The following is a 19,485-nucleotide window of genomic DNA, read 5'->3' as shown; positions in this document are numbered from 1 at the left end:
TGGGACAGCACATTACTTGATTTCAACGGTGAATCGGATTACGTTCACCTGATTATCGATGACAAACCTGACATCGCTTTATCCAAACTAATCGCTAACCTTAAAACAGTTAGTAGTCGCTTAATTAGAAAGGAATTTCCGGATTTGGCGGCAAAGTATTTCTACAACAAACCCTATTTTTGGACGGGAGCTTATTTTGTGGCCAGTTGTGGCGGCGTTACCGTCGAACAACTAAAAAAATATGTCGAGAACCAAAACTCCCCGAAATTGGAAACGCTACCACGTTAGTTTCATTCTGGTCGCGATTCATCTCCCGTTAAACTGCGTAGCGGTTAACGGGAGATGAATCGCGACCTTGAGATAGAAGAAATCAAAATTAAAATTGCCCACGATTGCTCTTCCAAAGTCAGGAATCACAAGCGTGGGCAACAAACCGGTGGTGTTCAGTAACTTAGAACAAACCGAGAGTTAAAGATATATCGATGGGGAAAGTGGCACCAATACCTAACCAGATCGTGACCACAGTACCAAATAGGAAGATAGCGGTAGCGACGGGACGACGGAAGGGATTTTGGAATTTATTGACGCTTTCAATAAAGGGAACTAACATCAAGCCTAGGGGAACGCCGGCCATGCAAGCGATACCTAAGAGTTTGTTAGGAAGAATACGGAGAATTTGGAAAACGGGATAAAGATACCACTCTGGCAGAATTTCTAGGGGAGTAGCGAAAGGATCGGCAGGTTCACCGATCATGGTGGGATCCATAATCGCTAAACCGGTGCAGAGTCCGATCGTACCAAAGATAACTACCGGGAAGATATAGAGCAGATCGTTAGGCCAAGCGGGTTCACCGTAGTAGTTGTGACCCATCCCTTTAGCCAACTTAGCGCGCAGAGCGGGATCGCTGAGATCGGGCTTTTTTAATGTGGACATGGATAATGTCTCCTAAAAATGATTTCGGATCGACAGAGATACTTTTCTGAATTATAGAGGCCCAGAAATGCCTTGTTTACGGATCATCAAGAAATGTAGCAACATGAAGACCGCGATCGACCAGGGCAGGACAAAGGTATGTAAGCTGTAGAAACGGGTTAAAGTTGCTTGACCGACGCTTTCGCTACCGCGCATCAGGGTGACGAGTTGATCGCCGACGACGGGAATAGCAGCAGGTACACCAGAAACGATTTTAACCGCCCAGTAGCCCACCTGATCCCAGGGTAAGGAGTAACCGGTGACACCAAAGGTAACGGTGATCACGGCCAGGACAACCCCAGTTACCCAGGTTAATTCGCGAGGTTTTTTGAAGCCACCGGTCAGATAGACGCGGAAAACGTGCAGGATCATCATTAAGACCATCATACTGGCAGACCAGCGATGGATAGAACGAATTAACCAACCAAAGTTGACTTCGTTCATGATGTACTGTACTGAGGAGAGGGCCTCTGCTACAGTGGGTTTGTAGTAGAAGGTCATGGCGAAACCAGTGGCAAACTGGATCACGAAGCACACAAGGGTGATACCCCCCAGACAGTAGAAGATATTAACGTGGGGAGGAACGTATTTGGTGCTGATATCATCAGCGATCCCTTGAATTTCTAAGCGTTCCTGAAACCATTGATAGGCTTTGGAATCCGTTACTTGTTTGGTAAACATTGCGTAACCAGTAAGAAAAATGAAAGATTTAAGATGTGACCTTTAAAAAATGTAACACAGTTTTCAGGTCTAATTCTCGCTCTTGTCAGGTTTCTCCACCAGTGGGGATCGAGGGGCGATCGCCAGCCCCGAAAAACGGCTAACTTCCTAAAATTTCCCTTAAAATGTCTCCTAGACTACAAAAAATCGGTACAATTGTCCGACACTGGGAATAGGTAAGGTATGAAATGAGGTCAGTGTGCTATTAAATACCTACGATCCCGAAGGCTTCTACGACGAACTATTCTTAGATGATGGTCAACCTCGTCCCCACGCGTCCCCTTTAATCAAATGGTTGCAGAATCTGCCCCCCCGAGAACTTCAACAACACCGGGAAACCGCTCAGTCGGCCCTGTTTGAATTGGGGGTGACTTTCAATGTCTATAGCGACAATCAAGGGGTGGAAAAAATCTTTCCTTTTGATATTATTCCCCGAATTGTCTCGGCTGAGGACTGGGATTATTTAGAAAGAGGCCTGAAACAACGCATCAAAGCTCTCAATCTTTTTCTCTCCGATATCTACAATGACCAGTTAATCATTAAAGATGGCATTATTCCCCCCGAATTAATCGCCTCGGCAACGGGATTTCTGAAACCCTGTGTGGGACTGAAACCCGCCGGAGGTATCTGGTGTCACATCACGGGAACCGATTTAGTCCGCGATAAAGATGGTCAATGGTACGTTTTAGAGGATAATTTGCGGGTTCCTTCCGGTATTTCTTATGTCCTCGAAAATCGTCGGGTAATGAAAAGCACCTTCCCGGATATTTTCCAGACAATGAATGTTAAACCGGTGGATGATTATCCTTCCCATCTGTTGGAAACTCTCCTTAATTTAGCACCGCCCCAATTGCCTAATCCCACCGTGGTGGTTTTAACCCCCGGAACCTATAATTCTGCCTACTTTGAACATTCTTTTATTGCCCAACAAATGGGGGTAGAATTAGTGGAAGGGCGTGATTTAGTCGTCTTTGATGGTTATCTACAAATGAAAACCACTAAGGGATTAAGACGGGTAGATGTGGTATATCGTCGCCTCGATGATGACTTTTTAGATCCTGCGGTTTTTCGTCCCGATTCGATGTTAGGTGTACCCGGATTATTAAAAGTTTTCCAGGAAGGTCGCGTCGCTTTAGCTAATGCCCCGGGTACGGGAGTCGCCGATGATAAGGTTATTTATGCTTTTGTCCCCGATATGATTCGTTATTATCTGCGAGAAGAAGCGATTTTAAATAACGTTCCTACCTATCTTTGTTGGCGAGAAAAGGACTTAGATTATGTTTTAAATAATCTCGATAAATTAGTTGTGAAAGCCGCTAATGAGTCGGGAGGTTATGGGATGTTAGTCGGTTCTCAAGCTACCCCCGAACAAAGGGCAGAATTTGCCCCACGCATTGCCGCTAATCCCCGCAATTATATCGCTCAACCAGTGTTAAGTCTTTCTAGGGTTCCCACTTTAATTGACACGGAAATTGAAGGTCGTCATGTGGATTTACGTCCCTATATTCTCCATCGTGGCGATGAAATTTATGTGCATCCCGGGGGGTTAACTCGCGTGGCTTTGAAAAAGGGTTCTTTAGTGGTTAATTCTTCTCAAGGTGGTGGCAGTAAAGATACTTGGGTTTTAACCAAGTAATCAAGACAATAATCAAAATTTTGCTGGGTTACTAACCCACCCTAACCTTTTCACTTTTTCCTGGTTAATTATGCTTAGTAGAGTTGCCGATTCAATTTATTGGTTAAATCGCTATATTGAACGGGCGGAAAATGTCGCCAGGTTTATGGATGTTAACCTTAATTTAATGTTAGATGTACCTACCAGTGTTTTGCAACAGTGGGAACCTTTGGTTTTAACCACGGGAGATTTAGAACAATTCAAGAAACGTTACGGCACAGCCACCGCAGAAAATGTGATCAATTTCTTGACATTTGACACGGAATATAGTAGTTCAATTATCTCTTGTTTGCGCTGGGCGCGAGAAAATGCTCGGTCAGTTCGCGAGATTATTTCTTCGGAAATGTGGGAACAGGTTAATGGTTTTTTCTTGATGGTAAAAGATGCTTCCTCTTACCATCCTCAAACTACTTTACCGAACTTTTTTACCCAAGTTAAATTGGCTAGTCACCGTTTTGCGGGGGTGATGGATGCAACGATGACTCATAATGAAGGTTGGCATTTTGGCGTTATGGGAAGATTACAGGAACGCGCCGATAAAACCGCCAGAATTCTTGATGTTAAATACTATTATCTCTTACCTTCCGCTCAATGGGTAGGAACTTCTCTAGACCAAATTCAATGGATTGCTTTACTGCGGTCGGTGAGTGCCTACGAAATGTATCGTAAATGTCAACGACGGATTACTCCTAGTGACGTGGCCGAATTTTTAATTCTGAATCGAGAATTTCCTCGTTCAATTCACTTTTGTCTGCGGGAATTAGACCACTGTTTGCATCAAGTTACTGGTACTCCTATAGGAACTTGGGGGAATTCGGTAGAAAGAAGTTTAGGGCGACTTGGTGCAGAAATGAGTTATCTAACTATCGAGGATATTATTGAAATGGGATTACATGAATTCCTCGACCATATTCAAAAAAGAGTTAATGATGTGGGAATAAAAATGACAGAAACTTTCTTCGTTTTTAATCCTGAACTTGCCTCACCTCTGCCAGTAAATAACTTTCAATATCAATCCCAATTAACAACTTAATGCGTTATCACATTCGGCATCAAACTAACTATTTCTATAATCAACCCGTGATTTTATCGCCCCATCTGCTGCGCTTGCGACCAAAATCCGATGGTGGGCAAACTTTACGAGAGTTCACGCTCAAAATTAACCCGGAACCTTTAACGATAACTAATATTATCGACCTCGATGGAAATTCTTGTTTACAAATTTGGTTTAATCAACCGACGGAAGAATTATTAATTGATGTGGTGAGTGAAGTAGAAACCCATGGAGTTAATCCTTTTCAGTATTTGTTGGAACCTTGGGCGACCTGTTTACCCTTTGATTATCCCATTTCTCTCCACAGTCAATTACAACCCTACAGACAATTTTATGGGTTAGCTAATGACCCTGATGTGGCAGCATTAGCCCAAGAAGTTATGCGGGAAACCGAGGGACAGGTGCTATCTTTCCTGTTTAATCTTAATGACAAAATTTACCGAAATTGTCAGCAAATTATTCGTCTTACTGGGGAACCCTATCTACCCGGAAACACTTGGAAAAATAAGCAGGGTTCCTGTCGCGATTTTGTGGTTTTATTTATGGATGTGTGTCGCTGTGTGGGATTGGCTTCCCGTTTTGTCAGTGGCTATCAAGAAGGAGATTTAGACCAAGGAGAAAGATATTTACACGCTTGGGTAGAGGTGTATTTGCCGGGGGGCGGCTGGAAAGGCTATGATCCTACCCATGGATTAGCGGTGAGTGACCGTCATATTAGCCTCGTTTCTAGTCCAATTCCCCGTTATTGCGCGCCGGTAGAGGGAAATGCTCGACCGGTTAATCTCGGTCATCAAGTGATAGAATCTCAGCTATCATCGACAATCGCGCTCGATTTGTTATCTTGAGGAAAATTCTTTATGGCTAAAGGATTTGGCACAGCAACAAAAGGACATTTAGGCTATGTTTTATTGTTGTGTCCTACTGCTAATGCCTATGCAGCTAATCATAGTTTAGATGGGGAGGGAGAGGAGTTTATTGGGGTTACTAATATGTTAGAAATGGCGCAAGTTTGGACTAAAAAAAGTGCGGCGCGTGAGGCAATAATCAAATATGCAGATTTTTTGATTGAACAGTTAGAAGAAACTCCTAAAGTAAATATTCAGATTAGAAGTTTAAAGCGTTTAGCCAATGGCAAGTTGGTTACGGAAGTGTTAGAGGAGTTAACTTTTGAACAAAATTCGGCTTCTCCTAGATAGAGAGCCATTTAATTAATTTTCTATGAAGAGTTAAATTATGTCATCAACTGCCTACGAAACTGATTATAATCAATGGCTAAAAGAGACGGTAAAACAGTTACGAGGATGCTCTAGCCCTAACTAGAACTGCGCTAAAGCGCAACTACAAACCTATCAGAAGCCTAATATTCCCAAAATTATCGGTAAGGCTTTTTGACAGGCTTGGGCAAGTTTGCTGGCAGGTTCCAAAGCTTTAGCAATTGTTTCGAGAAAATTAACTGCTCGTTGGGCTTTCTTTTGCAGTCCGGCATCATCAGGATTTTGACTAGCTTGGGCAATCTTTTTGACTTGGTTGGCGGCTTCGGCTTTTTCTTCTACATCTAAATGGCTGTCAATTTCAATCGCCTGAGTCAGTTCTTGCAGTAAAGCTTTAAGTTGGGCGTTTTCTGGGGAAGCGTCGGATGCAATTTGGTTAATGGTATTAGTTACATCGCCGATGATTTTGCCGAAATTGACGGCAGAATTTTTAATATCGCGGATGTTAATATTTGGGGAACTGTCGTTACTGTTGCTCATGGCTTTTGCTTCTACATGGATGGGACGGTTGGCGAGGGTTTTGGTAATTTCCATCATATCAACACTTTGTTGGCGATAGATGGCAATTTCCGTGTCTTTGGCGGTGAGTTGTGCCTTATATTGCGCTTCGATGGCTGCGAGTTGTAGTTGATAATTTTGGTTAAATTCTTGATGAATTTTCTCTTTATCAGTATCGGGCGGTACATGGACTTTTACCACTATCACGCCATCTCCTTTATTGGCAATGCTCTGCACCTGAAGCGGCGTATCTTCATTCTGCACTTGCACTTCTTTTAAGGCAGCAATGAAAGCTTTCCAATCCACCCCATTGCGGAAAATGAGGTCAACGGTGTCGAACATTTCGGCAAACAATTTAGTAAATTCGCCCGGTTGAAATTCACCACTGCTGGGGCGGCGTTCTTTTTGCCCATTAAGCAGGTAAATATACTGGCAGTCAATCTCATCCAGTTGGGTGGTGGCATCAATATTCCAATTTTCCACGCAAGCACCCGTCAGAGTAGCATGGCGCAAATCGGTATTGACGGCGTTGACTTCGGTGAGGTTTGCCCCCGCAAGGTTGGCGTATTGCAAGCTGGCTTCACTGATATTCGCTAGGCGCAAGTTGGCAGTTTGCAGGTTTGCCCCGTCTAGGTATGCCCCCCGTAAATTGGCTTGGGCAAAGTCTTTTCCGGCTCCGGTGCGGGAATCAATCAGGAAATCCCTAACCTGGGGATTGACTAACAAGGTATTGCCGGGGCGGGCTAATTCCAATTTAATTGCCTGCTGGAAGCGGGTTTTTTTCAGGATGGCGCGGTTGAAGTTGGTATTTTTCAACCTCGCACCCGTGAAATCTGCCTCGGTTAAATTAGCTTGAAAAAAGGATGTGCCACCAATAGCAGCAAAGGCTATCACAATTTGACGCAACCAAGGATCTCGGCTTTCCTGTTTGAGGGTCAACCAACCGAGGCAAAAGTAAAATAGCGTCAAGGCTACGGCTACGGCTACGGCTACGGCTCCGGCTGAGGCTGAGGCTCCGGTTACGGCTACGGCTACGGCTACGGCTACGGCTCCGGCTACGGCTAGGGCTACGACTACGGCTACGACTACGGCTACGGCTCCGGCTCCGGCTCCGGCTAGGGCTACGGCTACGGCTAGGGCTACGACTACGGCTACGGCTACGACTACGGCTACGGCTACGGCTCCGGCGAAGACTACGGCTACGGCTCCGGCGAAGACTACGGCTACGGCTCCGGCTCCGGCTACGGCTCCGGCTACGGCTCCGGCGAAGACTACGGCGAAGGCGAAGGCGAAGGCGAAGGCTCCGACTCCGGCCAAAATATTTTTACGCCAAGTGACAGCGCAAAAACAGATGAGAAAAATTAAGGTGGACCAACCAGCAACTTGGTTTTGTGTACTGGATGAATCAAAAATTAAGCTCACCAGATAAGCGGCTACGAGGGAAAAAAAACTCGAAATCACAATTAACACCAAAGCCAACCCTAACAAAATCACCACCCAGCGCTTCGGCAATCCCGCCGTCGCCCCAGCAAACTTCACCCCCGTCAAATTCGCCCGACTAAAATTTGCCCCGCGTATATCACAGCCACTGAAATCCGCCCCCGCTAAGTCCGCGCCGCGAAAATTACCACCCCGCAAGGATTCCCCCCGGAAATCCCGCCGCCCGTTTTTGTACTGCTCAATAACTGCCGCTGCCTTCATCGCCTGCAAAATTGCCATACTATGCCCTCAATCTTACTACAAGTCAGAAAGCGGGTTTCTTTAGAGAATCTGATTGATACTCCCACCCCACTAAGCACTTCGGGATTCTTGGTTCAACGAGTCCACGTTCAAAAACCTGGCATTTTTATGGGCAATCGCGTCAGGTTCCACACCTCACGTTCTAGAATATATCTGGATTTCCCCCATAGATATCTACTACAATAGCCGAAAAACCCTATCTATCAATGGATACACCCATTAACCTTTCTTAATCTACTAAGTAATTTTCTATGGAGAGTTAAATTATGTCGTCAACTGCCTACGAAACTGATTATAATCAATGGCTAAAAGAGACGGTAAAACAGTTACAAGAGCGTAATTTTGAGCAGGTGGATTGGGATAATTTAATTGAAGAAATCGAGAGTATGGGGAAAAGTGATAGACGAGCTTTAATGAGTCTGTTAACCCGTCTTATCGAACATCTTTTAAAGCTGGCTTATTGGCAAGAAGAAAAAAAACGGTCAGGTAATCATTGGGCGGCAGAAATAGTCAATTTTCGCGCCCAAATTCAGCAGCGTTTAGAAGATAGTCCCAGCTTACGGCCAGAATTAGCAGTTATGTATGATAAGGTTTATCCAGTGGCGATTAAATCGGTTTCTCAGCTTTTTTCCCTCAATTCAGACGCTCATATATCCCTCGAACAAACATTAGATGATAATTGGTTTCCCCCGGCTGAAAAATAGTTCTTATAGCAGTTATCTTAATGGTGAGGTATGAAGTTTTCGTTTTGGGGAGATGGGAGATTATTTTTATTTATTCTCCCCGGTCCCAATTCTGGTGCAGTTTAAGAAGTAATTTGGATAGTCAACAGCTTGCCCACTTTGCGGGGGTATTACCCTGATTAATACCCCCTATTTTTGCTCCGGTATAGTGTTAAGCTTCTCCTGTGATTGATAAACCTTCTACCCAAACGTAGGGACAAACACCACTGGGAGTGATAACTGCTTCTGGTTCCAGATAAACAATCGATTTCAGCAGTGTTAAAATATCTCCGGCTACGGTAGCGGAATCGATGCTAACGCGCTCATTTTTGTTAACTAACCAACCATCAAACGGCAAAGAGAAGGAACCTTGTAGAGAATTAACTCCTGCATGAAGTGCCTGTAAACTATCAATTAAAACCACATTTTCTGCTGTTTCCAAAGAATAGCTCTTTGGTTGATTAGCACTAGCAAAAACGTGATAAAAATGGGGACTAACCGTTACTTTTGACCCAATGTTACCGTTGCCAGTGGGTTCCGTATTCATCCGTTTAGCGGTAATCGTGCTATGGAGAAAATTACTCAAAATCCCCTCTTTAATTAATTCCACACGATGGGTGGGAGTGCCTTCACTATCAAAAGTTTCGGCGGCAACATTAGCCGGATGGAGGGCATCATCGCACAAATTTAAGGCAGTGGCCGCGATTTGTGTTCCTAGGGATTCTGGAGTAGAAAGACTCTGTTTATCAAGGACATTTTGGGCATTAAACAGATTAGAAAATGCTCCCATTAGACTCAAAAAGGCGCGAGGGGCAAAAACCACCAAATATTTACCCGTGATAATCGGTTGATAGTCCAGATGGCTAACAGTTTTGGTAATCGCTTCCTCGATGCAACCATCGATATCTAATTTTTCCAGGCCCGGACTGACCCGAAAAGCACCAGCGCTGCGGGGTTTTTTGCCTTCCTGTTCGGTTTTGGTGTATAAATACACACTGGCATAACTACGCGCTTCCTGACGCATTGCCCCGTCGCTATTGAGATAAAAACGTCTGACCTGCTGTTGTCCCAAACCGTTATAGGGAACACTGGCAATAGCCGGATGGGCCGCTAGTAAAGATTTTTCGGCGGCTAATAACTTATCGATGAGAGTGGATACAGCTGCTTGATTAGACATTTCGCTGGCCACTTCTGTGGTAGGTGCAGTGGCCGCGGGACTAAAATCGGGGACATTTTCCTTAACACCAAAAAAGCTGGCTTCTTGGGCGGTTTTCAGGGCTAATTGCAGTCCCACCGGGTCCACATCGGTGGTCGAGGTGACACCAACTTGATTATCCCGATTCCAGACGCGAACGATAACGCTGGAACGATTGGAAGCTTGTACCTGTTTGGGTTCCCCTTGAAACACATCCACATCGGTTTCATCGACAGAAGAACCATAGATGTCGTATTTAGCAATTCCTAAAGCTTGGGCGCTAGAATTAGCGATTTGGGCGATATCTTCAACTTTTGGCATAGATTTATGGGGGGTTAGGGGTTGGGGGTTGGGGGTTTGGGGTGATGGGGAGAATAAATAAAAGCTGAATCCTGTCTCCTGACGGCTGATAGCTATACTTAGCCTAAATTGGCTAAATTAGGCCAGGTGGTGACAATAAAGACGATAACGGCGGCCGTAGCCAGCATAGCTTTAGCAACGTGACCGATAACTGTACCGACGACGATACCGACACAGACTTTTAGGGATTGTTGCAAACGGGGGGTTAATTCCAAATCGCGACGATAGGCGTATTCTCCCAAAAAAGCTCCCACCACCGGACCGATAAATAAGCCGATAATTGGGCCGCCAATGGGTAAAGCGGGTAAAAGCCCGAATATTCCCGCTAATAAGCCCACTACTAGCCCGATTTGACTCCAATTGCTCGCCCCAACTTTTTGGGCGCCGAGATAACTAGCGAGGAATTCCACCCCCAGACTGAGGAGAAGGATAACAAAGGCCACGGTTAAAGCGACCCCCATCCCCGCGAATTTGGTGACAAAACCCCATACCAGCATGGCGATTAAAATCAAACTCATGCCGGGGACAGCGGGCAGCAGTTCGCCAATTATCCCCACTATCATGATGGCAATGAGGAAATAGTAGAGGATTACTAAAGCCATGATTAACGACCGCCAACGGTAATAGAATCTACTTTTAAATGGGGTTGACCAACGGTGACATAAACGCTACCACTGACGGAACCGCAAAAACCCGCCGCTAGACCTAAATCTTGGGAACACATAGAGATTTTATTCATAATCTCCTTAGCTGAACCGATTAAAGTCGCGCCTTTCAGGGGTTTAGTCAGGTTGCCGTTTTCGATAAGATAAGCTTCCTCGACGGCGAAATTAAATTCACCGGTGGCCCCCACACTACCACCGCCCATTTTTTTGCAATAAATGCCTTTATCGATGGAATTAAAGAGATTATCGAGGGTATATTCCCCGGGAGCGATGTAGGTATTCCGCATCCGACTAGCGGCGGCATAGGTGTAGTTTTGACGGCGACCGCTACCTGTGCGCGGATGACCGGTTTTCATTGAACCAGTGCGATCGGCAATGAAGTTTTTTAGGATACCATTTTCAATTAGGAGAGTACGCTGGGCCGGCATTCCCTCATCGTCCATATCGATAGTACCGAAAGCTTTATCGGATAATCCTTCGTCCCAAGCCGTCAGGTTTTCGTGGGCGATTTTTTCGCCTTTTTTATCGAGAAAGGGCGTGGTTTTTTGTTCGATTTGGGTAGTTTCTAGCAAATGACCACAGGCTTCGTGGAAGATAACACCGCCAAATTCATTGGCCATGACGATGGGATAACTGCCGGATTCTACATAGTCAGCGTAAAGCATTTTACCCGCCGATGCGGCCACTTCTGCCGCCGCTTCCTCGGCATTCCACGTCCGCAGAAAATCGGGATTACTGGTACTACCCAACCGTTTACCAATGCTAGAACGATTAGTCCCATCGGCACAGAGGAGATTATAGCCCACCGATTGGGTGAGGCGAATATCCCGGGCAAAAGTGCCATCACTAGCGGCAACTAAAACTTCTTGCCAATCGCGAAAATAAGCGGCGCGACGAGATTGGACGTGAGAGGCTTTCTGATTGAGTTGAAGGTTAGCATTTAGCAGAATATCACCCATTTCTCCCAAAGAACTGCAATTATTCAGCCAAATATCTTTATTTTTGACCGTGGCATAATCCCGGAACATTTCCAGATTGATTTCGGGAATATACGCGTTAGGACCGGGTAGGTTTAAACCGAGAATCGATAAACCTTTTTCTAGGGCATTTTTTAAGCCTTGGAAGCTTAAATCGTTGGTACTGACGAAACAATCAGCTTTACCGCGAAAAAGGCGGATTCCTGCCCCTGTAGATAGTTTCGGTGAGAGACTGGTGATGGTGTCATCTTCGGCTAAACAACTGATATAGTTGACTCTTTCGAGGAAAAATTCGATAAAAGTCGCCCCGGCAGCCCGTCCCAGTCCCAGAAGAGTGGACAAAGGGGCCGCCCAAGAGCTATCAAAGCGCTCCAGACTAGGATTATATTTCAGGGTGGGGAGTTCTTTGGAGATGAGTAGAGTGGGTGACATAAAGCTGGTTTATCAGTTAATCTGCTGGTTTCTAGTCTAACAGTTCTCAGTTTTTTCCGTCTGGGGATGCGTTAGCGTGGCCCAACCCGGCTAAATTTTTCTCCTTCATATCTCTTAATAAAAACCTTGATTCGATCGCTCATCACCAGCAAGATTAGATAAAGAGCGACTCAGGATAAAAATAATGGCCACAGCGACACAATTCTTAAACATTTCTGACTTGACAAAAGATGATTATTGTGTATTCGGTTTAGCGATTTGTTTTCTCAAACAGGAGGGAGAATTAGAAAAAGTGGCGGTGTTAGAACCGATTCCCTCGGCAGCCCTAGAGGCAATTGTCAAAGGAGTTCCCACTTCCTACGAATTTGCCCGCGCTATGAGTTTAGGAGAGGTTTTTCAGGACGATAATCCTCAAATACCTAGTAATTTTCCCGATAATACCCAATTATGCGAGAATTTTGTCGAAAGGGCGATTGCGGCCACTCGCACCTATAAAAATCAACCCCACCTGCAAGGGTTAATCTCCTTGGGCAGCCAAAAAGACGATTTAAACTTTTCCCTGGAGAAAAAACGCATCTTGAATGCTGTTCATGTCGTGCGGACGGAGGATAACGTCAAACAACATTCTCACACCCATAAGGTTTTGTAATCAAGGTTAGTTCGGGTTAGGGAAATTTTGCAGTTTTCCCTGATTCTGAACGGGTGCATCTTAATATTTGTGACTTTCTCTCACTTATGGTGAGCAGCAGAAGTTATTAAAAGAGGGCGAATACAATTCGCCCCGACAATAATATTATCGCACCAATGGTAGGGGCCAAAAACCTTGCATTATCCTTCTTATAGTATATAAACTGGTACAAAAAAAGAGGGCAACAAAGCCTGAAACGACCGGCTACTGACGACCGACTCCTGACGACCGACTCCTACCCCCACGAAAAACTTTTTCAGCAAACCCTAATTAGCAGAAATTATTAAGGCAATGCTACACATAAATTTTGGGTAGCTGAATAAATATCTTCAAACAAATAATCCCATTGATTTTCTAAATGTTTAGCCATGTGGTAAGCAAGTAAAGGTGGCACAGCATTACCAATTAGTTTGTAACCATCCGTAGCCGAAAGTGAATATTTTTCATCTCCCTTGTTTTGTTGACGCACAAATTGAAAATCATCGGGAAAAGTCTGTATTCTCGCACATTCCCGCACAGTTAAACGTCTCATTTTTAACCCTGCTTCTAACTCATTAACTATCTTGCCTCCTAATTCTAAAGATAATCTCCTAAATTCAATATTACCGTGATGTTCCGAGCGAATAGTCGGACTTAAACCCTGTAAATTAACCTCGATTTGTCCCTGAGTTTTACCATAATATTTAGCTTTTGAGTAGCTTTTTTGTGAGAGGTCAAATAACTCATCTTCTGGTTCTGCTAAACCTGATAATATCTGAACCACTGTACTGTAAGTTTTAAATTCATGGGTTGGACGGGGAAAAATATCATTATTTTCTAGATGTGCTATCGCTGTCGCTTTTAAATAGGTTTTATTTAAACCAATAAAGATAATTCTTTCCCTAGTTTGGGGAATTCCGTAATCGGGAGCAAAGAGAAGTTTAGGGATAACTATATATCCATCTTTACCAATGGCACTAAAATCCTGTTCTATAATATCTTTAACATTGGCCAAAGAGATTAAACCTTTGACATTTTCAGCGATAAAAACTTTAGGTAAGGTTAATTCAATAACTCTTTTCATCCAATAATAAAGCTTCCCACGATTATCCTGAAAACTATCTTCACTCTCGTCTAGTAGTTTCCCCGTGTGACTTTTGTGAGAATTAAACCCCTTTCTTTTTCCTGAAACACTAAAATCTTGACAGGGAAAACCTCCCGTTACTACATCGATATTACTGGGAAACTGAAACTCTCCTTTTTCTGCTTGTTTGACTAAATATACAATACTCCCCAAGTGAAATACATTCTTTTTACCCCTTTTTTCAAAGTAGGGAATCCAAGCATTATGGGCAGCTTTAGTTATATCATTAGCAAAGACAGTTTCAAAAGTAGTGCGCGGTAGTTTTAGCCATGGTTCCCGTCTTTCTACTATCCAATCTTGATGAATATTTTCATTAACACAGTCTTGGTGTACCCAAAAATCTCCCTCTAATCCTAAGTCCATTCCCCCGCAGCCAGAAAATAGGGATAAAACTCGCTTTTGTTGCCTATTCATAACTATTGATTTAATGAGTAATTTAATAATATCACACTGATAATCAACTCGCTCGAAAGGGATTAATTAAAGTTAGTTGATTGGATATTATTAATCCATCCTGCATATCTTCAGAGTAAAGAATATTAGCCTCGGATGCTAAGGCACTAGCTACAATTAAACTATCCCAATCAGAGGCTCTTAAAATAATATTGCGATCAAGTTGAATAACAAGACATCCATCGTAAAATTCTTGAATAATTTGTCTAATTTGAACTTCACTTATTTTAGCTTTTTTGGATAAAACAGCGCAAACTTCATTAATAATTTGCGTACTGATTAAGATATTTTCCCTGCTAGTTAAAGCGGCCGCTAGATTGCGTTTTCGCCTTTCTGCAGCATCGTTACACTCTGGGTCTATTAAAAGACGGTAGAGCCAGATATTAGAATCACAAAAATAAAGAGAATTGGTCATAATTATAGCTGATGAATTTCTTCCCGATTTAATTGACGAATACCTTTAACAGCAACGGGTTTCTGAGTTAATTGGGCAATGATTCCAGTGGTTGATATTTTTTTATTTTGTTTGATCACAATAACTTGAACTTCGCTGTCTTCCCTCAAGTCCTGTTGGTATTCTTCGGGAATTTCGATGATACCTTGTTTGATTTTGGCTTTAAATTCCACTGCATTTAACATATTGTTTCTCTCGAGCGACTGTCTATTAAGATTAATTATAACAAATCCTGGTTAATCCCAACATTTCCTTCGGCTCAAAGGTCTGCGGATTGGCATTGAAACTATTCTTTATCAATAGATTTATTGCGCTGGTACTCCCGAAGAAATCCCTAAGATTTATCCTTCCCTGAGTTGAGAACAAGTTTAGGCGACAATTTTATCTTATCTCCACAACCAAGCATAAGTTAAGCAATACATAGGGTTTGCTGAATAAATCTAAAAACCTTGTTGGATAAGACTTTTCGACCTTTTTGAAATCCAAAAGTGCCTGGCATGGGAGTGATCAGGGGGAAATTCAGGTACTTTTTCCCTGAAAATTAGGTAATTGACCCCCTCAAAATCGGTAAAACCCCACACCCCACACCCTACACCCTACACCCTGCTTCTAGGAAAAACTTTTTCAGCAGACCCTACATAGCTGATGGGTGAGAATGGGGTCAAAAAATGCGTGAGTAACCAAAACAAAATCCTTCGACTGTCGTACAGAAATTAATGAAAATTAAAGCGGAAAGACAAGCAAAAAGGCAAAGTTTATGATGTTGCAATATCTGATGGATGACAATATTGACCCATTTTATGTTAAGCAATTACGGAGAAAAAATAGAGATTTAGTGGTTTGGGCAATCGGAGAACCCAATGCACCAGAAAAGGAAACATTAGACCCAGAAATTCTGACCTGGTGTGAGATAAATAATTTTATTCTTAATACAGGTATGAGTATCAGGATAAAAACTAATCAAATCTAAACTAGGCTAATATTCTGGGATATTTCTAGACCATAATAGCCAGAAATTACTGTAATTTGATGGGCGGAGTCGGACTCGAACCGACATGAGGGGCTGCCTCGCCACATTTTGAGTGTGGTGCGTCTACCAATTTCGCCATTCGCCCTTGGCATTAGTTCTATTATTATAACCCATTTTTGGCCCTTTTAACAAATTTTGATAATCGGGGGAACCGGCCCAACGATCGATTTCTCGCGCGCGTAGGACGGGGAGGGGATGGGTTAACTGTTGGGTTTGCAAACCCTTTAACATTTCGCCCATTTCCGAGGCACTGACGGCATCGTAGGACTTGGCCTGATCGATAAACGCCTCTAAATTTAATAAAGGTGCGAGACTGGGGGAACCTCCGGCTAACTTCATTAACACCGACATGACGATTTTTGGGTCTTGAACTGCCAATAATGCCGCTCGATCGCAACTAAACTCGGCGCAGCGCACCCATGCTAACATTCTCTGTTGTAGGGATTGTGCTAACATTGTCCCCCAATTGGGCAGTAATCCCGCCGCTAAGACCATAATATTGGCTAAAGTCAGATAAACGCCGTGTTCACATTTGAGATGACCTAATTCGTGGGCCATTACCGCTTGAATTTCTGCGGGATTTAGCATTTCGATTAAGGAAGTGTGTATAACCATAAACGGTTTTTTGCCGCGCATGGCGAAGGTATAGGCGTTAGGAACGGGGTTTTGTTGAATGTATAATTGAGGTGGTTCTAAGTCGAGAACTCGGCAAGCTTCTAGGAGTAGATTATGCAGGTCGGGTAATTGTTTTTCTCCCACCAAAACACTAGCACCAATATTATTTAAGTAAAAGAATTCTTCAGCTACGGAACCTAATAAACTTCTCACGGCTATATCTAACCCAGGCAATTGTTTGAGGGAATTAGTTGCCTCTAGGTCGATGGGATGCCGAAAATCATTGGCTTTTAAGCCGAGTAATAACTGTCTTGATAATTCCATATTCTTATTCATTTAACCAAGCTTTGATGCGTTCTAAACTTTTCCAATCGGGTTTTCTAGCTAAACCATCGGCGATATTTTCATCCACTTCTTGGCGAACTTCTTTGTTTAAACTAACTAATTGTTGCACCAGTTCGATATGTTCTCTAACTCCGGCGGTTTTGGTTTCTAACATAGCTAAAACCAAATTGATCCGGTTTTGGGGGGAAACTTTATCGAGTTTTACGGCTTTTTGGGCGGCTTTTAGGGCTAATTCCGGTTTATCGGTGAGCATATATAACCAAGCTAAACAGGACCAAACGGCGGCATTTTTAGGAGCGCGATCGCTTAATTGTTTAAATTCCGGCAATAAACTGGCGGCGCTTTCTCCCTGTTGGTAGCGTTCTAAACCTTGTTCGAGGGTAAAATTGGCGGTTTCTGTCATTTTCAGCTGCGGGGTTAGTCAAGGAGCAATTTTAACGGTTATCGGTGTATTACATGGAGTTAGTACAATTCACCTTTATCTAGTATTTTAGCAAAATTTGTCCCTTTGTCAGCAAAATTTTAAAAGATGATGCCGCGTTCTCGCCAGATCATCAATAAGCCACTCATCGAAACGAATAACATCACTGCTTGTTTAAATTGTTGGGGACTCATTTTTTCTAAAACTTTTTGTCCTAACCAATTACCTGGCCAGGCCGCTAATCCTAATAATAAACCGTAACCAAGAAAGGGCAGATGTAAAACTCCAAAGGCCGCGTAAGCGATTAATTTGGCCACATGAACCACTACCATGTGAACGGATTTCGTTGCCACCATTGGTTCTTTAACTAGCCCATAGTTGATATAAAACAGGTTCATCATCGGGCCGGTACTACCGACTAATCCCGACAGGAAAGCGTAGATAAATCCCGAGGGCATAAAATACCAGGTTTTAATCTCAAAAAAAGGATTTTCTTCTTGGGGAAATAATTGTTTAAGCGAGGAGAAAACCAGAAAAATTCCCAAAACTAGCGGCAACCATTTGAATTGTAAATGGGCAAAGACAAAAGCGCCGAGGGTAGATCCCATAATTGCCCCAGGTAAATACCACACCGTCGAGGGCCAGTCAATGGCGCGCCAATACATTCCCATGCGTTGGACGTTACCGATTAGCATCCCCGTGGTCAAAACTGGAGGAATGACGGCAGCATCGAGAAACCAACCTAAAACGGGTAGTAGAATCAGGGGACTGCCGCCACCAGCAAGGGTACTAAAAAACCAAGCTAGACTACCTGCCAACATCAAGGTAACAATGATCATCGAGTTGTAAAGTTAATTCACAAAGAGTTACTTAATCTATTATGATATCTTCTTTTGGGTCTTCATCGGTATAATGCCATTCCACATTGGGCATAGCCTCGAAAGCTTGCCGGACGTAATCCTCCCAGAGTTTTCGCATTTTGGCTAGGTAGGGGTCTCCTAGACGCAATTGTAACTTATGACGTAGGGTTAGGCTATTAGCTTCATACATACTCAAATAGATAGGCGGTCCGACGGAAATATTCGATTTCATGGTCGAATCGATGGAAAGTAAGGCACATTTAGCCATTTCCTCTAGGGGTGTATCATAGGTAATAGTGCGATCGAGAATCGGTTTACCGTATTTAGTTTCACCTATCTGTAAAAAGGGCGTTTCTTTGGTGGCTTGAATATGATTTCCCTGGGGATAAATCAGGAATAATTGCGGTTCTTCTCCTTTAATTTGTCCCCCAAGAATAAAGTTACATTGAAAATCAATCTTATCTTGTTCTAGCCAAGTTCTTTCCCTAGCTTGTACTTGACGACTTTTATCACCGATATAGTGGGCGATATCGTAGAGATGAGTCAGAGCATGGAGATTTTTATCCTCTTGATTGTGCAGATCTCTTTTTAGTTCGTGAATCACTCCTTGGCTAATCGATAAATTGCCTGATGTACAGACCATAATTACTCTTTCTCCCGACTGAGAAAAATCAAATAATTTCCGATAGGCCGAGATATAATCGACTCCCGCATTCGTACGAGAATCCGCACCCATAACAATGCCAAAACGATTGATAATTCCTAAACAGTAAGTCATTTTCAGTAATCAGTAATCAGTGAACAGTAATCAGTGAACAGTAATCAGTAATCAGTGAACAGTAAACAGTAATCAGTAAACAGTAATCAGTGAACAGTAATCAGTAAACAGTAATCAGTAAACAGTAATCAGTAATCAGTAATCAGTAATCAGTGAACAGTAATCAGTGAACAGTAATCAGTGAACAGTAATCAGTAAACAGTAAACAGTAATTAGTGAACAGTAATTAGTAATTAGTGAAGATTGATCGGTGAATAATATCATTTAAAACTTAAAATTTAAAACTTACCACTTTAATCTGATAACTGATAACTGATAACTGATAACTGATAACTGATAACTGATAACTGATAACTGATAACTGATAACTGATAACTGATAACTGATAACTGATAACTGATAACTGATAACTGATAACTGATAACTGATAACTGAT

Annotated in this window: 21 protein-coding genes, 1 tRNA gene and 1 pseudogene; 9 read left to right on the top strand and 14 right to left on the bottom strand. The window is 43.1% G+C overall.

Translation table 11 applies throughout. The features are described from left to right. A partial coding sequence (gene tnpA / locus IM479_RS11350) for an IS200/IS605 family transposase (RefSeq protein ID WP_287686543.1) occupies positions 1–288 on the top strand: 288 nt, incomplete at its 5' end. A 163-nt stretch (positions 289–451) separates the two neighbouring features. Here tnpA and petD read toward each other — a convergent pair. After that, entirely contained in the window at positions 452–934 is a 483-nt protein-coding gene (petD, locus tag IM479_RS11345) for a cytochrome b6-f complex subunit IV (protein WP_286827283.1), read from the bottom strand. Between the two features lie 51 nt (positions 935–985). Further along, the gene (gene petB, locus IM479_RS11340) at positions 986–1,654 is read right to left on the bottom strand and encodes a cytochrome b6 (RefSeq protein ID WP_002798126.1); all 669 of its coding nucleotides are present in this window, start codon (positions 1,652–1,654) and stop codon (positions 986–988) included. Positions 1,655–1,892: 238 nt separating this feature from the next. Between petB and IM479_RS11335 the strand changes: the two genes are divergently transcribed. The 5 genes and pseudogenes from IM479_RS11335 to IM479_RS11315 form a co-directional block, all read left to right on the top strand. After that, a complete protein-coding gene (locus IM479_RS11335; RefSeq protein WP_286827284.1) occupies positions 1,893–3,329 on the top strand; it encodes a circularly permuted type 2 ATP-grasp protein in 1,437 nt (478 codons plus the stop codon). Between the two features lie 70 nt (positions 3,330–3,399). Further along, positions 3,400–4,401 (top strand): alpha-E domain-containing protein, encoded by a 1,002-nt coding sequence (locus IM479_RS11330; RefSeq protein WP_287676305.1) that lies wholly within the window; start codon positions 3,400–3,402, stop codon positions 4,399–4,401. Beyond that, on the top strand, positions 4,401–5,267 hold the full coding sequence (locus IM479_RS11325) for a transglutaminase family protein (RefSeq protein ID WP_287686542.1): 867 nt from the start codon (positions 4,401–4,403) through the stop codon (positions 5,265–5,267). The genes IM479_RS11330 and IM479_RS11325 overlap by 1 nt, the downstream gene beginning before the upstream one ends. A 12-nt stretch (positions 5,268–5,279) precedes the next feature. Beyond that, the gene (locus IM479_RS11320; RefSeq protein WP_286827287.1) at positions 5,280–5,618 is read left to right on the top strand and encodes a hypothetical protein; all 339 of its coding nucleotides are present in this window, start codon (positions 5,280–5,282) and stop codon (positions 5,616–5,618) included. A gap of 37 nt (positions 5,619–5,655) precedes the next feature. Continuing rightward, positions 5,656–5,721 (top strand): annotated as a pseudogene (locus IM479_RS11315) (DUF29 domain-containing protein); the annotation flags it as partial. Between the two features lie 50 nt (positions 5,722–5,771). On the opposite strand, the gene IM479_RS11310 reads toward IM479_RS11315, so the two are convergent. After that, positions 5,772–7,892, bottom strand: a complete 2,121-nt coding sequence (locus IM479_RS11310) for a pentapeptide repeat-containing protein (protein WP_287686544.1) — start codon at positions 7,890–7,892, stop codon at positions 5,772–5,774. Positions 7,893–8,197: 305 nt separating this feature from the next. Here IM479_RS11310 and IM479_RS11305 point away from each other — a divergent pair, with 305 nt between their 5' ends. Beyond that, positions 8,198–8,635 (top strand): DUF29 domain-containing protein, encoded by a 438-nt coding sequence (locus IM479_RS11305; RefSeq protein WP_287686541.1) that lies wholly within the window; start codon positions 8,198–8,200, stop codon positions 8,633–8,635. A 190-nt stretch (positions 8,636–8,825) separates the two neighbouring features. On the opposite strand, the gene IM479_RS11300 is transcribed toward IM479_RS11305, so the two are convergent. The 3 genes from IM479_RS11300 to IM479_RS11290 form a co-directional block, all read right to left on the bottom strand. Beyond that, a complete protein-coding gene (locus IM479_RS11300; protein WP_286827289.1) occupies positions 8,826–10,169 on the bottom strand; it encodes a TldD/PmbA family protein in 1,344 nt (447 codons plus the stop codon). A 98-nt stretch (positions 10,170–10,267) separates the two neighbouring features. Continuing rightward, positions 10,268–10,810 (bottom strand): DUF456 domain-containing protein, encoded by a 543-nt coding sequence (locus IM479_RS11295; RefSeq protein WP_287686540.1) that lies wholly within the window; start codon positions 10,808–10,810, stop codon positions 10,268–10,270. 2 nt (positions 10,811–10,812) lie between these two features. After that, on the bottom strand, positions 10,813–12,282 hold the full coding sequence (locus tag IM479_RS11290; protein WP_287686539.1) for a TldD/PmbA family protein: 1,470 nt from the start codon (positions 12,280–12,282) through the stop codon (positions 10,813–10,815). 184 nt (positions 12,283–12,466) lie between these two features. Here IM479_RS11290 and IM479_RS11285 point away from each other — a divergent pair, with 184 nt between their 5' ends. After that, positions 12,467–12,931, top strand: a complete 465-nt coding sequence (locus IM479_RS11285; protein ID WP_286827292.1) for a hypothetical protein — start codon at positions 12,467–12,469, stop codon at positions 12,929–12,931. A 322-nt stretch (positions 12,932–13,253) separates the two neighbouring features. Here the strand turns inward: IM479_RS11285 and IM479_RS11280 are convergent, their stop codons facing one another. From IM479_RS11280 to IM479_RS11270, 3 genes are read right to left on the bottom strand one after another with little or no spacing between them, the layout of a single operon-like run. Next, on the bottom strand, positions 13,254–14,507 hold the full coding sequence (locus tag IM479_RS11280) for a DNA cytosine methyltransferase (RefSeq protein ID WP_287686536.1): 1,254 nt from the start codon (positions 14,505–14,507) through the stop codon (positions 13,254–13,256). Between the two features lie 43 nt (positions 14,508–14,550). Next, complete coding sequence (locus IM479_RS11275; protein ID WP_287686534.1) at positions 14,551–14,961, bottom strand: PIN domain-containing protein; 411 nt, start codon at positions 14,959–14,961, stop codon at positions 14,551–14,553. 2 nt (positions 14,962–14,963) lie between these two features. Then, positions 14,964–15,185 carry a hypothetical protein gene (locus tag IM479_RS11270; protein ID WP_079208850.1) on the bottom strand — a complete coding sequence of 74 codons (222 nt, stop codon included), beginning with the start codon at positions 15,183–15,185 and terminating at the stop codon, positions 14,964–14,966. A gap of 572 nt (positions 15,186–15,757) precedes the next feature. Here IM479_RS11270 and IM479_RS11265 point away from each other — a divergent pair. Then, positions 15,758–15,970: a DUF5615 family PIN-like protein gene (locus tag IM479_RS11265; RefSeq protein WP_149987155.1), complete on the top strand. Its 213-nt coding sequence runs from the start codon at positions 15,758–15,760 to the stop codon at positions 15,968–15,970. 60 nt (positions 15,971–16,030) lie between these two features. Here IM479_RS11265 and IM479_RS11260 read toward each other — a convergent pair. From IM479_RS11260 to IM479_RS11240, 5 genes are all read right to left on the bottom strand, one after another. Next, positions 16,031–16,115 (bottom strand) — tRNA-Leu (locus tag IM479_RS11260). Then, the gene (locus IM479_RS11255; RefSeq protein ID WP_287686531.1) at positions 16,094–16,981 is read right to left on the bottom strand and encodes a M48 family metallopeptidase; all 888 of its coding nucleotides are present in this window, start codon (positions 16,979–16,981) and stop codon (positions 16,094–16,096) included. Before IM479_RS11255 ends, IM479_RS11260 begins: the two co-directional genes overlap by 22 nt. Further along, positions 16,974–17,393, bottom strand: coding sequence for a tetratricopeptide repeat protein (locus tag IM479_RS11250; protein WP_286827297.1), 420 nt, complete (start codon positions 17,391–17,393; stop codon positions 16,974–16,976). Before IM479_RS11250 ends, IM479_RS11255 begins: the two co-directional genes overlap by 8 nt. 119 nt (positions 17,394–17,512) lie before the next feature. After that, positions 17,513–18,250, bottom strand: coding sequence for a sulfite exporter TauE/SafE family protein (locus IM479_RS11245; RefSeq protein ID WP_286827298.1), 738 nt, complete (start codon positions 18,248–18,250; stop codon positions 17,513–17,515). Positions 18,251–18,281: 31 nt separating this feature from the next. Then, positions 18,282–19,049: a proteasome-type protease gene (locus IM479_RS11240; RefSeq protein ID WP_286827299.1), complete on the bottom strand. Its 768-nt coding sequence runs from the start codon at positions 19,047–19,049 to the stop codon at positions 18,282–18,284. Between the last annotated feature and the right edge of the window lie 436 nt (positions 19,050–19,485).

Origin of the sequence: Microcystis sp. M165S2 (assembly GCF_020245885.1) — a bacterium.
GTDB lineage: Bacteria > Cyanobacteriota > Cyanobacteriia > Cyanobacteriales > Microcystaceae > Microcystis.
This window is presented reverse-complemented; position numbering and strand designations above follow the sequence as displayed.